Source organism: Herbiconiux oxytropis (assembly GCF_024979315.1).
GTDB classification, from domain to species: Bacteria; Actinomycetota; Actinomycetes; order Actinomycetales; family Microbacteriaceae; genus Herbiconiux; species Herbiconiux oxytropis.
Genome location: NZ_JANLCK010000001.1, coordinates 1 through 13,908 on the forward strand (window position 1 = coordinate 1; position 13,908 = coordinate 13,908).

Annotated in this window: 13 protein-coding genes; all 13 read right to left on the reverse strand. The window is 69.7% G+C overall.

What is annotated here, in order from left to right; translation table 11 throughout:
• Window positions 1-311: 311 nt before the first annotated feature.
• A complete protein-coding gene (locus N1028_RS00005; protein WP_259524696.1) occupies window positions 312-947 on the reverse strand; it encodes a DNA-3-methyladenine glycosylase in 636 nt (211 codons plus the stop codon).
• 10 nt (window positions 948-957) lie between these two features.
• A complete protein-coding gene (locus N1028_RS00010; RefSeq protein WP_259524697.1) occupies window positions 958-1,131 on the reverse strand; it encodes a hypothetical protein in 174 nt (57 codons plus the stop codon).
• Window positions 1,128-2,579 carry an argininosuccinate lyase gene (gene argH, locus N1028_RS00015; protein ID WP_259524698.1) on the reverse strand — a complete coding sequence of 484 codons (1,452 nt, stop codon included), beginning with the start codon at window positions 2,577-2,579 and terminating at the stop codon, window positions 1,128-1,130. Before argH ends, N1028_RS00010 begins: the two co-directional genes overlap by 4 nt.
• Window positions 2,579-3,538 (reverse strand): ornithine carbamoyltransferase, encoded by a 960-nt coding sequence (argF, locus tag N1028_RS00020; RefSeq protein ID WP_259524699.1) that lies wholly within the window; start codon window positions 3,536-3,538, stop codon window positions 2,579-2,581. Before argF ends, argH begins: the two co-directional genes overlap by 1 nt.
• Before the next feature lie 29 nt (window positions 3,539-3,567).
• Complete coding sequence (locus tag N1028_RS00025; protein WP_259524700.1) at window positions 3,568-4,770, reverse strand: acetylornithine transaminase; 1,203 nt, start codon at window positions 4,768-4,770, stop codon at window positions 3,568-3,570.
• A gap of 40 nt (window positions 4,771-4,810) precedes the next feature.
• The gene (argB, locus tag N1028_RS00030) at window positions 4,811-5,767 is read right to left on the reverse strand and encodes an acetylglutamate kinase (RefSeq protein WP_259524701.1); all 957 of its coding nucleotides are present in this window, start codon (window positions 5,765-5,767) and stop codon (window positions 4,811-4,813) included.
• Window positions 5,767-6,930, reverse strand: coding sequence for a bifunctional glutamate N-acetyltransferase/amino-acid acetyltransferase ArgJ (gene argJ, locus N1028_RS00035; protein ID WP_259524702.1), 1,164 nt, complete (start codon window positions 6,928-6,930; stop codon window positions 5,767-5,769). The genes argB and argJ overlap by 1 nt, the downstream gene beginning before the upstream one ends.
• Window positions 6,927-7,973 (reverse strand): N-acetyl-gamma-glutamyl-phosphate reductase, encoded by a 1,047-nt coding sequence (gene argC / locus N1028_RS00040; protein ID WP_259524703.1) that lies wholly within the window; start codon window positions 7,971-7,973, stop codon window positions 6,927-6,929. The genes argJ and argC overlap by 4 nt, the downstream gene beginning before the upstream one ends.
• Before the next feature lie 28 nt (window positions 7,974-8,001).
• Window positions 8,002-10,533, reverse strand: a complete 2,532-nt coding sequence (pheT, locus tag N1028_RS00045) for a phenylalanine--tRNA ligase subunit beta (RefSeq protein ID WP_259524704.1) — start codon at window positions 10,531-10,533, stop codon at window positions 8,002-8,004.
• Window position 10,534: 1 nt separating this feature from the next.
• On the reverse strand, window positions 10,535-11,575 hold the full coding sequence (gene pheS / locus N1028_RS00050; protein WP_259524705.1) for a phenylalanine--tRNA ligase subunit alpha: 1,041 nt from the start codon (window positions 11,573-11,575) through the stop codon (window positions 10,535-10,537).
• A 61-nt stretch (window positions 11,576-11,636) separates the two neighbouring features.
• The gene (locus N1028_RS00055) at window positions 11,637-12,185 is read right to left on the reverse strand and encodes a hypothetical protein (protein WP_259524706.1); all 549 of its coding nucleotides are present in this window, start codon (window positions 12,183-12,185) and stop codon (window positions 11,637-11,639) included.
• Window positions 12,186-12,309: 124 nt separating this feature from the next.
• On the reverse strand, window positions 12,310-13,197 hold the full coding sequence (locus tag N1028_RS00060; RefSeq protein ID WP_259524707.1) for an amino acid ABC transporter permease: 888 nt from the start codon (window positions 13,195-13,197) through the stop codon (window positions 12,310-12,312).
• Window positions 13,194-13,841, reverse strand: coding sequence for an amino acid ABC transporter permease (locus N1028_RS00065; RefSeq protein ID WP_259524708.1), 648 nt, complete (start codon window positions 13,839-13,841; stop codon window positions 13,194-13,196). Before N1028_RS00065 ends, N1028_RS00060 begins: the two co-directional genes overlap by 4 nt.
• Between the last annotated feature and the right edge of the window lie 67 nt (window positions 13,842-13,908).

Genomic DNA, 13,908 nt, shown 5'->3' on the forward strand with positions numbered 1-13,908 from the left:
TTTTGGCATTTGACATTGTGCACGCTGTTGAGTTCTCAAGGATCGGACGCACCGGCCCCACCAGCAGAACTGGCGGCCCTCCGGGCAACTTCACAACCCTACCATTCGCATTCCGTTTGTCAAACCGACTTACGGAGTTCAACGAACTGGGAGGGGTTAATCCTACGCTTCGAACCAGGACTCTTCAAGAGAAGTCCCGGAATAGAAGCGAATCGGATTGATGTCCCGCTTGAGGCCGGTAAGCTCTTCCGCTTTCCGCACCTGTGGGGTGACGAGTTAGAAGATTACGTGGATGTTTCGGACCCCGCAAATCATGCCTGCATCCCGGGCGTGTCGCCCCGGAAATCCGCGGATCCGGCCTTCGGATGGCGCTTGTAGGGAGACACGGTCGGCTCGCCCGGCAGGAAGAACCTCCAGGCGAAGGGCTCCACTCCCCCGGCTCCGCTGACTCCGGTGCGGAGCGACACTGCCACCTCCGTCGCAACCGACGCCGGCGGGACGAGACCGAACGGTGCCACGTCAAGGCGTGATCCGTCCTCGCCGAGCGCGATCCCCAGAGCACGGACGAGATTTGCCGGCCCCCTGGCCAGCGTGTGATCCGACCTCGCCGTCGGGCGACGGACGCGGGCGAGATCCGTGCCGATCACGATCTCCCCTCCGCGCAGCAGCACGGCGGACGCCTCCCCCTGGGGTGAGCACACCACGTTGGCGCACACGTGCATCCCGTAGGTGAAGTACGAGTAGAGCCGCCCGGGCTCACCGAACATCGAGGCCGTCCGCTTCGAACGACCGCGGAACGCATGCGATCCGGGATCGACTCCCTCACCGAGATAGGCCTCGACCTCGGTGATGCGCACCGCGACGACGCCCTCCGGGGAGTCGTGCGAGAGCACGGCGCCGAGGAGGAACGGCGCGACCTCGAGGGCGTCGGCGCTGAAGTCGATCATGCCCCGTGGCTCAGAACAGTGAGACGCCGAGCAGAGGGGTGGCGATCAGGGCTCCGACGATGATCGCGCCGGCCACGCAGGCGAGGATGACGGTCGCGCGCTTGGACAGCGGGCGGTACCAGAACCCCTCCTTGGGTCTTTTCGACGGGTCGCCGGAGTCGGCGGGACGCTTCGATGCGCTCATGCTCCGCTCCCGGGAAGGGCACGGGTCTGGGTGACGAGCGCCCGGACACGTTCGGTCAGGGCGGCGCGCTGCTCGCGCACGCGCACGCCGGCGGTTCCGCCGGAGCCGTCCCGACTCGAGACCGACCCCTCGATCGTGAGCACCTCCCGCACCGCGGGCGTCAGGTGCGGCGAGATCGCGGCGAACTGCTCGTCGGTCAGCTCGTCGAGGTCGAGGCCATGGTCTTCCGCGAACTTCACCAGGGAGCCCGTGATCTCGTGGGCGTCCCGGAAGGTGACGTGCTGCTTGACCAGCCATTCGGCCACGTCGGTCGCCAGCGAGAAGCCCTGCGGCGCGAGCTCCGCCATCCGCTCGGCGTGGAAGGTGAGGGTGGCGACCATGCCGGTGAAGGCGGGCAGGAGCACCTCGAGCGTCTTGATCGAGTCGAAGACGGGCTCCTTGTCCTCCTGCAGGTCGCGGTTGTACGCGAGCGGGAGGCCCTTCAAGGTGGCGAGCAGCCCCGCGAGGTTGCCGATCAGCCTGCCGGACTTGCCGCGCGCGAGCTCGGCGATGTCGGGGTTCTTCTTCTGCGGCATGATCGACGATCCCGTGGAGTACGAGTCCGAGAGCGTGACGAAGCCGAACTCCTTGGTGTTCCAGATGATGATCTCCTCCGCGAAGCGGGAGAGGTCGATGCCGATCTGGGCCATGACGTAGGCGAACTCGGCCACGACGTCTCGGGCCGCCGTGCCGTCGATGGAGTTCTCCACCCCGTGGGCGAAGCCGAGGTCGTGCGCCACGAGCTCGGCATCGAGGCCGAGGGTGTTGCCGGCGAGCGCACCCGATCCGTAGGGCGAGGCGTTCGCCCGCGCATCCCAGTCGCGGAGGCGCTCGATGTCGCGCACGAGCGGCCAGCAGTGCGCGAGCAGCTGGTGGGCGAGCAGCACCGGCTGCGCGTGCTGCAGGTGCGTGCGGCCGGGCAGGATCGCCTCGAAGTGGGCCTCGGCCTGGGACGCCGTGGCGTCGATCAGGTCGACGAGCATTCGCGTGATCGTGGCCGCGTGGTCTCTGAGGAGCATGCGCACGAGTGTGGCGATCTGGTCGTTGCGGCTTCGACCCGCCCTCAGCTTGCCTCCGAGCTCGGGCCCGGAGAACTCGATCAGGCCGCGCTCGAGGGCAGAGTGCACGTCTTCGTCGGTGGGCTCGGGGCTGAAGGCACCGCTGTCGACCGCCTCGGCCAGCTGGTCGAGTGCGCCGAGCATTCCCGCCAGCTCCTCGGCCGAGAGATAGCCCGCGCGGGCGAGCGCCCTGGCGTGGGCGCGGGAGCCCGCGATGTCATACTGCGCGAGCTGCCAGTCGAAGTGTGTGGAACGGCTCAGCTCGGCCAGCTCGGGAGCAGGGCCACCGGAGAAGCGCCCTCCCCAGAGCGCGCCGGCCTCCGCGGCCCGGTTGCTCAGATCGTCGGTCATCAGAATCCCGCCTTCCGCGCCGGAGCGGTGTCGGCCGCGTTCTGCTCGAACAGCCACACGAGCAGCGCCTTCTGAGCGTGCAGGCGGTTCTCCGCCTCGTCCCAGATCACGCTCTGCGGCCCGTCGATCACCTCGGCCGCGACCTCGTAGCCCCGATCCGCGGGCAGGCAGTGCAGGAAGAGGGCGTCGTCCTTGGCACGCGCCATCAGGGCGGTGTCGACCTGGTAGCCGCCGAACGTCTTCACGCGCGCCGCCTTCTCGTCCTCCTTGCCCATCGAGACCCAGGTGTCGGTGACGATCACGTCGGCGCCGTCGGCTGCCGCGACCGGATCCGGGATCACCGAGATCGAGCCGCCCGTCTCGGCGGCGCGCGCGCGGGCTGCCGCGACCACGTCGGCGGCGGGCGAGTACTCGGCAGGGCACGCGATCCGCACGTGCATGCCGGCGGTGGCACCGGCCAGCAGGTAGGACTGCGCCATGTTGCTCGCGCCGTCACCGAGGAAGGAGACCGTGAGGCCCGCGAGGTCGCCGCGGTGCTCGCGGATGGTCAGGAAGTCGGCGAGCAGCTGACAGGGGTGGAAGTCGTCCGACAGCGCATTGACCACCGGCACCCTCGTGCCCGCGGCCATCTCCTCGAGGCCCGACTGCGCGTAGGTGCGCCACACGATGGCGGCCACCTGGCGCTCGAGCACGCGGGCGGTGTCGGACGCCGTCTCCTTGCCGCCCAGCTGGCTCGACGCCGTCGAGATGATGAGCGGGATGCCGCCGAGGTCGGCGATGCCCACGGCGAACGACACTCTCGTGCGCGTGGAGGACTTGTCGAAGATCACCGCGACGGTCTGCGGGCCCTCGAGCGGGCGGGCCTGGAAGCGGTCTCGCTTCAGGCGCACCGCGAGGTCGAGGATGGTGCTCTGCTCGGCCGGAGTGATGTCGTCGTCGCGAAGGAAGTGCCTGGTCATGCTCGCCTCGGGGATCGGTGTCGAAAGGATCAGGATAGCGATTCGAACGCGCGGCCGAGACGCACGCCGAATTCGCGCACCTCGTCGTCGCCGATGATGAGCGGCGGCGCGATGCGCAGGCTCGAGTCGTTGGGCGCGTTGATGATGAGACCGTTCTCGAGTGCGGCATCCGCGATCCGGCCGGCGATCGGCTCGCTGAGACCCACGCCGATGAGGAGACCCTGTCCCCGGATCTCCGAGACGAACGGCGACTCGATCCGCGCGATGATGTCCCGGATCTCGGCGCCACGGCGAGCTGCGTTCTGCACCAGTCCTGCCGACTCGATCTCGCCGAGCACGGCGTTGGCGGTCGCCGCGGCGAGCGGGTTGCCGCCGAAGGTGCTGCCATGCTGACCACGGGAGAAGAGGTCGGACGCCCAGCCGAAGGTCACGAGCGAGCCGATCGGGAAGCCGCCGGCCATGCCCTTGGCGATGGTGACGGCATCCGGGACCACGCCGGCGTTCATGTACGAGAACCAGGCACCCGTGCGCCCCACACCCGTCTGGATCTCGTCGAGGATGAGCAGCGCGCCGTGCTGCTCGGTGAGCTCGCGGGCACGCTGCAGGAAGCCCTCGGGCAGCTCGAGCACGCCGGCCTCGCCCTTGATGGGCTCGAGGAAGAGCGCGGCGACCGTGTCGTCGAGCGCGGCCTCGAGCGCCTCGATCGTGGTGTCGATGTGCTCGACTCCACCCGGCACGGGCTCGAACGGCTCGCGCATCGCGGGCTTGCCGGTGAGCGCGAGCGCTCCCATGGTGCGGCCGTGGAACGCGTTGGTGAGAGCGATGATGCGCGTGCGCGGGCCGTGCGAGTTCAGCCGGGCGAGCTTGAAGGCCGCCTCGTTGGCCTCGGCGCCGGAGTTGCAGAAGTAGGCCCGCCCGCCCTGCCCCGCGCCGGTGAGGCGCGTCAGACGTTCGGCGAGCTCGAGCTGCGGCGGGGTCGAGAAGTAGTTCGAGACGTGCGCGAGCGTGGAGGCCTGACGCGTGACCGCCTCGACGAACACCGGATGCGCGTGGCCGAGCGAGTTGACCGCGATGCCCGCGAGGAAGTCGAGGTACTGGTTGCCGTCTCCGTCCCAGACGTAGGCGCCCTCGCCGCGCACGAGATAGCGCAGGGGCATGCCCATGGTGCGCATGATCGAGGTGTCGAAGCGGTCCTTCCAGGACGTCTCGGTCGTGGTCTCGGGTCCGGGCACGGGGTCCTCCGGTTCAGTGGCGGGTCGGGGATGCTGCAGGTCAGGGTGCCGGGGACGGCACGGGCTCGGCGCCACCGGTCGCTGTGCCGATCACCTCGGTGCCGACGCCGCCCTGGGTGAAGACCTCGAGCAGGATGGAGTGAGGCTCACGGCCGTCGATGATCGCGGCCTTGGGCACTCCCCCGTCGACCGCCTCGAGGCAGGCGGCCATCTTCGGGATCATGCCCGACTCGAGCGAGGGCAGCAGGGCACGGAGCTCCTCGCTCGCGATGACCGAGACGAGCGAGTCGCGGTTCGGCCAGTCACTGTAGAGGCCCGCGACGTCGGTGAGGATGACGAGCTTGGCTGCGCCGAGGGAGACGGCGAGCGCGGCGGCGGCGGCATCCGCGTTGACGTTGAGCACCTGGCCCGGTGCGTCGACGTCCGGCGCCACGGAGGAGACCACGGGGATGCGGCCGGCGTCGAGCTGCGCGATGACGCCCTCCGGGTTCACGGCGACGACGTCTCCCACGAGTCCGAGGTCGACGAGCTCGCCGTCGATCTCCACGCCGCGGCGCTTGCCCTCGAACAGTCCCGCGTCCTCGCCCGAGAGCGCGGCGGCCAGCGGTCCGTGCTCGTTGATGTGGCTCACGATGTCACGGCTGATCTGGCCGGTGAGCACCATGCGCACCACGTCCATCGCCTCGGGGCTCGTGACGCGGTAGCCGCCCCGGAACTCGCTCTCGATGCCGAGCCGGTCGAGCATCTTCGAGATCTGCGGACCTCCTCCGTGCACGACCACCGGGCGGATGCCGGCGTAGCGGAGGTACACGATATCCTCGGCGAAGGTGCGCTGGAGGTCGGGGTCGACCATCGCGTTGCCGCCGAACTTCACGACGATGATCTGGCCGTGGTAGCGCTTCAGCCAGCGCAGCGACTCGATCAGCGTGTCGGCCTTGACGTGAGCGAGCTCGGCCTCGGACTGCGAGGACTCGGACTGCGGGGATTCGATGCCCATCAGCTGGCGTACGCGCTGTTCTCGTGCACGTAGTCATGCGTGAGGTCGTTGGTCCAGATGGTCGCCGTGGCGTCGCCCGACTTCAGGTCGATCAGGATGTGCGTGGCTCGGGGCGTGAGGTCGACGAGCTCGCGGTCCTCACCCGGCTCACCGCGGCGGCAGACCATGACGCCGTTCATCGAGACGTCGATCTCGTACGGGTCGAACACCGCATCCGTCGTGCCGAGAGCCGCGAGCACGCGGCCCCAGTTGGGATCGTTGCCGAAGATGGCGGCCTTCAGGAGGTTGCTGCGCGAGACGGCACGGCCGACCACCACGGCCTCGTCCTCCGTGGCGGCGTGCACGACCTCGATCGCGATGTCGTGGCTCGAGCCCTCCGCATCGGCCTGGAGCTGCAGCGCGAGATCGCGGCAGAGGGCGGTGAGGGCCTCGGTGAACTCCGCCTCGTCGGCGGCGACACCGGAGGCGCCCGACGCCAGAAGGGCGACGGTGTCGTTGGTCGACATGCAGCCGTCGGAGTCGACCCGGTCGAACGTGACCCGGGTGGCGGCGCGGAGGGACCGGTCGAGGGTCTCGGCGTCGAGGTCGGTGTCGGTCGTGACGACCACGAGCATGGTGGCCAGGCCCGGCGCGAGCATGCCGGCACCCTTGGCCATGCCTCCGATCGACCAGCCGGCTGGTGAGGAGACCACGGCCTCCTTGGGCTTCGAATCGGTCGTCATGATGGCGAGCGCCGCATCCGCCCCGCCCTCGGCCGAGAGCTTGCCGGCGGCGACGGGCACGTTGTCGAGGATCTTGTCGCGGAAGACCTGGTCGCCCACGCCGATCAGGCCCGTCGAGCAGACGAGCACGTCGGAGGCCGACACCTCGAGGGCGGCCGCGACGGCCTCGGCCGTGGCGTGGGTGGTCTGGAAGCCGAAGGCACCGGTGAAGCAGTTGGCGCCGCCGGAGTTGAGCACGACGGCTTCGACGCGGCCATCGCGCACCACCTGCTCGGACCAGATGACCGGGTTGGCCTTGGCGCGGTTGGACGTGAAGACGGCGGCCGCCGCCGACTTCGGGCCGCGGTTGACGACGAGCGCGAGGTCGCGTGCGCCCGTGGACTTCAGGCCCGCGACCACGCCGGCCGCTTCGAATCCGGCGGGATGGGTGACACCACTCACGGGGCGACTCCGTTCACGGCGAGGCCGGTCTGCTCGGGGATGCCGAGCGCGATGTTGGCGGACTGGATGGCGGCTCCGGCCGTGCCCTTCACGAGGTTGTCGAGGGCGGTGACGGTGACCACGCGCTCGGCGGCCTCGTCGACGGCGATGCCGATGAGCGCCGTGTTGGCGCCCAGGGTGTCGGCCACCCGCGGGAACTGCCCCTCGGGCAGCAGGTGCACGAACGGCTCGTCGGAGTAGGCGAGCTCCCAGGCCGAGCGCACGTCGGCGGGGCTCACCCCGGGCTCGAGCCTGGCGGTGGAGGTCGCGATGATGCCGCGCGCCATCGGCACGAGCACGGGGGTGAACGAGACGGTCACCGTCTCGCCCGAAGCGCCGCTCAGGTTCTGCACGATCTCGGGCACGTGGCGATGCACGCCGCCGACCCCGTAGGCGTGGGCCGAGCCGAGCATCTCGCTCGCGAGGAGGTCGGTGCGGAGGGTCTTGCCGGCGCCCGAGGGGCCGACGGCGAGCACCGCCACGAGGTCGACAGGCTGGATGACACCCGCGCGGAGGCCGGGGGCGAGCCCCAGGCTCACCGCGGTCACGTTGCAGCCGGGCACCGCGATCCGCGAGACCCCCTCGAGGTTCGAGCGCTGCTTGCCGCCGTCGGCGAGAACGAGCTCGGGAAGGCCGTAGGGCCACGAGCCGTGGTACTCCGACTTGTAGAAGGTCTCCCAGGCCGAGGCGCTCGTGAGCCGGTGGTCGGCGCCGCAGTCGATCACGAGGCTCGCGTCGCCGAGCTCGGCCGCGAGCGCACCCGAGTGCCCGTGCGGCAGCGCGAGAAAGACCACGTCGTGGCCCTTCAGCGTCTCGACGTCGGTCTTCTGCAGCACGAGCGAGGCATAGGACCGCAGGTGCGGCTGCACGTCGATCAGTCGCTGACCGGCGTTCTTGTTCGCGGTGACCGTGCGCACCTCGAACTCCGGGTGCGCGGCGAGCAGCCGCAGCACCTCGCCACCGGCGTATCCGCTCGCTCCCGCGATCGCGACTGTGTAGACCATGGATCCAATCTAGTGCGTGTGCAGCGGGCTACTCCCGGATGGCGGCGTCGTGGAGCTCGCCCGCGCGAGCAGCGCCAGCGAGCTTGGCGTCGCTCGCCTCGGCCGCGGTGAGAGTGCGGTCGGGCGCCCGGAACCGCAGCGCGAATGTGAGCGACTTCGAGGCCTCCGGAAGCCCTCCTCCGCGGTAGTCGTCGACCAGGCGGATGCTCTCGAGGAGCTCTCCCGCGCCGTCGGTGACCGCGCGCTGCACGTCTCCGGCCGGCACATCGGCCGCGACGACGAGCGAGAGGTCCTGGGTGGCGGCAGGGAAGCCGCTGATGGGGGCCACGTCGATCGTCGTGCCCGCCGCGGCGATCAGGGCGTCGAGGTCGAGCTCGGCGACGGCCACGACCCGCGGCAGATCGAGCTCGGCGGCGAGGGCAGGCAGCAGTTCACCTGCGAAGCCGACAGCGCGCTCGCCCTCGGCGGTCTCGATGAAGAGCTCGGCGGTGCGACCCGGGTGCATCGACTGGTGCCTGCCCTGCGCGATCCGGAGTTCGACCGCGAGCGCGGACTCGAGCAGCGCGACGACGTCGAGCACGTCGGCGACGCCCGCGGGCACCGCGGGCTGCCCGGGCTGCTTGTCGACGGCGTTGCCGAGCACGAGCACACCCACGTGGCGCGGCTGGGGAGGGATGCCGCCGTGCAGCTCGCCGAGCTCCTCGGCGCTTGGGAGACGGGCGCCGAGCGGCAGGTCGGCCTGGCCGTAGCTGCGGCCCGCCTCGGGCGAGAACACGAGCCCGAGCTCGAACAGCGCGAGGTCGGTGAGCCCGCGCGAGAGGTTGCGGCGTGCGATCTCGATGAGGCCGGGGATGAGGGAGGTGCGCAGGAGCGCCGCCTCCGAGTCGAGCGGGTTGGCCACGCGGATGGCGGGCACCTCGCTGGCGTCGGCACTGCCGAAGGCCGCGTTCATGGCGGAGCCGATGAAGGGGTACGCGAGCACCTCGGTGAGACCGCCCGCGGCCAGCACATCGGCCACGCGGCGACGGGTCACCTGCGAGACCGAGAGGCCGCGCCCAGGAGGGGCGACCGGCAGGATGCTCGGGATGCGGTCGTAGCCCACGATGCGGGCCACCTCCTCGGCGAGCGAGGCCTTATCGGTGAGGTCGGGACGCCACGATGGCGGCACCACGACGAGCCCGGCCGCGGTCTCCTCGACCGTGGCTCCGATCTCGGCGAGCGACCCGGAGATCTCGTCGTCGGTGAAGTCGACCCCCACGAGCCCGGAGACGTACCCGAACGGCACCGTCACCGCCCCCGGCTCGGCGTGCTCGTGGTGCAGCGATCCGAGACCGTCGGCCCGGCCGCCGGCGAGCGACTCGAGCAGCTCCACCGCGCGGGCGGCTGCGGCCTCGGCCACCTTGGGGTCGACACCGCGCTCGAACCGGCGCGAGGCCTCGCTCGGCAGCTTGTGCCGGCGGGCGGTGCGGGCGATCGACACGGGGTCGAAGTTCGCGGCCTCGATCAGCACGTTCGTGGTGCCGTCGCCGATCTCGGTGGCCGCTCCGCCCATCACGCCGGCGAGGCCGATGGCGCCGCTGCCGTCGGCGATCACGAGGTCTTCGGGGTCGAGCTTCCTGGTCTGGCCGTCGAGTGTCTCGAGGGTCTCCCCCTCGTTCGCCCGGCGCACGGTGATGCCGCCGGTGAGCGCATCCAGGTCGTAGCCGTGCAGGGGCTGACCGAACTCGAGCATCACGTAGTTGGTGATGTCGACCACGAGCGAGATCGAGCGGATGCCGGCGAGCTTGAGCCGGGAGACCAGCCACGCGGGCGACGGGCGGGTCGGATCCACCTCGCGCACCACGCGCGTGACGAACACCGTGGCGCCGACACGGCCCCGGATGGGCGCCTCGTCGTGGATGGCCACGGGGAATCCGGTGCCGGTCGCGGTGATGACACGGTCGACGGGGTCGCGGAAGGCCGCACCGGTGGAGTGCGAGTACTCGCGGGCGATGCCGCGGATGGAGAATGCGTAGCCGCGATCCGGCGTGACGTTGACCTCGACGGCCGCGTCGTCGAGACCGAGCAGCGCGATGGCGTCCGTGCCCACCTCGGGGTCGAGGCCGAGGGTCGCCAGGCGCAGGATGCCGTCGTGGTCTTCGCCGAGGCCGAGCTCGCGCGCCGAGGCGATCATGCCGTCGGAGACGTGGCCGTAGGTCTTCCGCGGAGCGATGTGGAAGTCGCCCGGCAGCACCGCGCCCGGGAGCGTGACCACGACCTTGTCGCCCTCGAAGAAGTTGCCGGCGCCGCAGACGATACCGTGCACGGCCGGTCCGCCATCCGCCGCCGTCTCGCCCTCGGGCGCCACGCGCACCTGGCACCAGCGGATGACCTTGCCGTTCTTCTGGGGCTCCTCGACGAACTCGAGCACCTGCCCCACGACGATGGGGCCGGTGAGCTCGAAGCCGTGCGAGCCCTCCTCCTCGAGGCCGACCTTCACGAGGGCGGCGTGGATCGCGTCGATCGACGCGTCGGCGGGCAGGTCGACGTACTCGGCGAGCCAGGAGATCGGTACTCGCATGTCAGACCACCATTCCGAATTGCTGGGAGAAGCGCACGTCGCCCTCGACCATGTCGCGCATGTCGTTGAGATCGTTGCGGAACTGCAGGGTGCGCTCGATGCCCATGCCGAACGCGAAGCCCGAGTACTCGTCGGGATCGATGCCCGCCGAGCGGAGCACGTTGGGGTTGACCATGCCGCAGCCGCCCCACTCCACCCAGCGCGCGCCGCCCTTGGCGTTCGGCTGCCAGACGTCCATCTCGGCGCTGGGCTCGGTGAACGGGAAGTAGTTCGGGCGCAGGCGGATCTTGGCGCCCTCGCCGAACATCTGCGTGGCGAAGTGCTCGAGCGTGCCGCGCAGGTGCGCCATGGTGAGGCCCTTGTCGATGGCGATGCCCTCGACCTGGCTGAACACGGGGGTGTGCGTGGCGTCGAGCTCGTCGGTGCGGTAGACGCGGCCGGGGGCGATGACGTAGACCGGGAGGTCGCGTTCGAGCAGGCTCCGCACCTGCACGGGGCTCGTGTGCGTGCGCAGCACGAGGTGGGCCTCAGGCGGGTCGATGAAGAAGGTGTCCTGCATGGCGCGCGCGGGGTGGTCGGCGTCGAAGTTGAGGGCGTCGAAGTTGAACCACTCGCTCTCGACCTCGGGGCCCTCGGCCACTTCCCAGCCCATGCCCACGAAGATGTCGGCGATCCGGTCCTGCAGCAGGGAGAGCGGATGGCGGGCGCCGATGCGGCGCCGGCTCGCGACGGCCGTCACGTCGAGCGTCTCGCGCTCGAGCCGAGCGGTTTCCTCGAGCGCGACGACCTCGGTCTCACGCGCCGCGATCGCCTGGTTGACCCGGGCACGGGCCTGGCCCACGAGCTTGCCCGCTGCGGCCTTCTGGTCGCCGGGCAGCGCCTTGATCTGCGCGTTGAACTGCGCGAGCGCCGAAGCCTCTCCGGCGTGCTCGGAGCGCACGGCGCGCAGGGAGGCGGAATCGGTGGCGGTCGCGAGGGCGGAGAGCGCCGCGTCGACCGCGTCGTTCACCGCCTGCTCGGTGATGGCGATGGGTTCAGACACGAGTCACAAGTTTACGCGGCCTGACGCCGATCCGTCGCCGCGTTCACGGGATCGCTCGTCACTACTGCCCGCCTCGGTCCAGTGCAGCGAAGAGCACGTCGACCAGGACCCAGGTCAAGCCCCCGACCAGGGATTCAGTCATGACGAAGATCACCACCACACCTAGCGCCAGTCCTGGGTTGTACTCCGGGTAGGTGGACTGTGGAAAAGGCACAGGCGTCGTTGCCGCCGACACCGAGGCCGAGATCAGAGCGGCAAGGATAAGAGACGGCATAGCCGAGATCACGCCGGCGACCAGGGTTGCGATCTTGGGCGCTCTCCGTCCGTGCCGACGAAAAGAGATCACACTGACGACGAAGCCGATCGCACCGACGATAGCGCCGCCTGCGATCCACCAGGTCAACGGCATGAACGACTCGACCACCCTGTTGGAGGAAGTGGCCAGAGCGGAGAGAGCGACCATCGCAATCAAACCGAGGGCGATCACCACGATGGCCACGCCGAAGCCGGTGATCATCAGCGGCGCACTGATCGCTCCGCTCGCAAATGCAGCACGGTGGGTTCGCCAGACAGAGACCCGGCCGTGCTCATGGTCTCGACGTTCCGACATGACTACATGAGCATACCTCATGCTGCCCATTGCGGATCGTGAGATTGTCCATCGTGGTGCGAATGAGCTCGACGGTTCCAGTCGAGACTACGAGAAGCGCTGCGCGTTCGGGCAGCGCACCGGCTCACTCGGTCGTGGCGTCGGCGGGATCGAGGGGGCCGGCGATGGTCTTCTTCGCGGCGGCACCGCGCTTGCGGGCACTGCGGGCCGCGATCCGGCGCGTGACCCACGAGAACGTGAGGTTGACCGTGAGGTAGATCACGAGCGTGATGACGAAGAGGGTGAACAGGAACCGGTTGCCGTAGTAGGCCGAGAGGTTGTTCATCGTCACGCGGATGAGCTCGTTGTAGCCCACGATGAAGCCGAGGCTCGTGTCTTTCAGGAGCACGACGAGCTGCGCCAGGATGATCGGCAGCATCTGCCGGAAGGCCTGCGGGAACTCGATCAGCATCTTGGTCTGCAGCCGGGTGAGGCCGAGGCTCAGCCCCGCCTCTTTCTGGCCGCGCGGAAGGGAGGCGATGCCTGCGCGGAGGGCCTCTCCGATGATGGCGCCGTTGTAGAGTCCGAGCCCGAGCACCACGGCCCAGAACGCCCCCGTGGAGGCCACGAGCAGGATGAAGAACATCATGAGCAGCACGGGCATGCCGCGCACGAACTCGAGCACGATCGTGACCGGCACGCGCACCACGGCCTTCGGCGAGGTGCGCAGGAGCGCGAACAGCACGCCCACCACGATCGCGATGACGGCCGCGATGGCGGCGGCCTGCAGGGTGGCCAGGAGGCCCCGGCCGACGAAGGTCCAGAACTCCGGGTCGGTGACCAGCCGCTCCCAGCGGCTCCAGTCGAAGAAGCCGGGCAGGGTGATGCCGCCGGAGTCGCGCGGCTGGGCGAGGGTGTAGACCACCCAGGCAGCGCCCGCCGCGAGCACGAGGATGACGATCACCGAGGCGATGCGGGAGCGGCGTCGGGCCAGGGGGCCGGGGGCGTCGAACAGGACGGAGGGAGCGCTCATCGCTGCACCACGAACTTCTTCTCGAGCCGGCCGGCGAGGATGCCGAGCGGGATGGTGATGAGGAGGTAGAAGGTGGCGACGGCCAGGAGGACCGCGACCACCGCGTTGCCGTTCGCGTTGGCGAGGGTGCGGCCGACGCCGAAGAGCTCGGCCACGAAGAAGGCGCCGGCCACCGAGGTGTTCTTGGTGAGCGCGATCAGGACGTTGATGAGCGGCGGGATGACCATCCGGATGGCCTGCGGGAAGATGATGATCCCCACCGTCTGGCCGAAGCCGAGCCCGAGGCTGCGAGCGGCCTCGGCCTGTCCGATGGGCACGCCGTTCACGCCCGAGCGGATCGCCTCGGCCACGAACGGCGACGTGTAGGCGGTGAGGCCGATGATGGCGCACCAGAAGTAGGGAAGCTCCGAACCGAGGTAGGGCAGGATGATGGCGCAGAAGAACAGCACGAGGGTCAGCGGAGTGTTGCGCAGCAGCTCGGTGTAGACGGCGGCGAATCCCGACAGCGACGGGATCGGCGAGATCCGCATCACCGCCACGATCGTTCCGACCACGAGAGCGGCGAGCCCCGAGATCACGAGCAGCGACAGCGTCTGCGCGAAGCCCTCGAGGTACAGGGGCAGGTTGTCGATGACGACGTTCACCCGCGCTCCTTCCTGTTGTTCTCATGCGAGGTGAGGGGTGCCCGGAGGCACCCCTCACCGGCAGGGC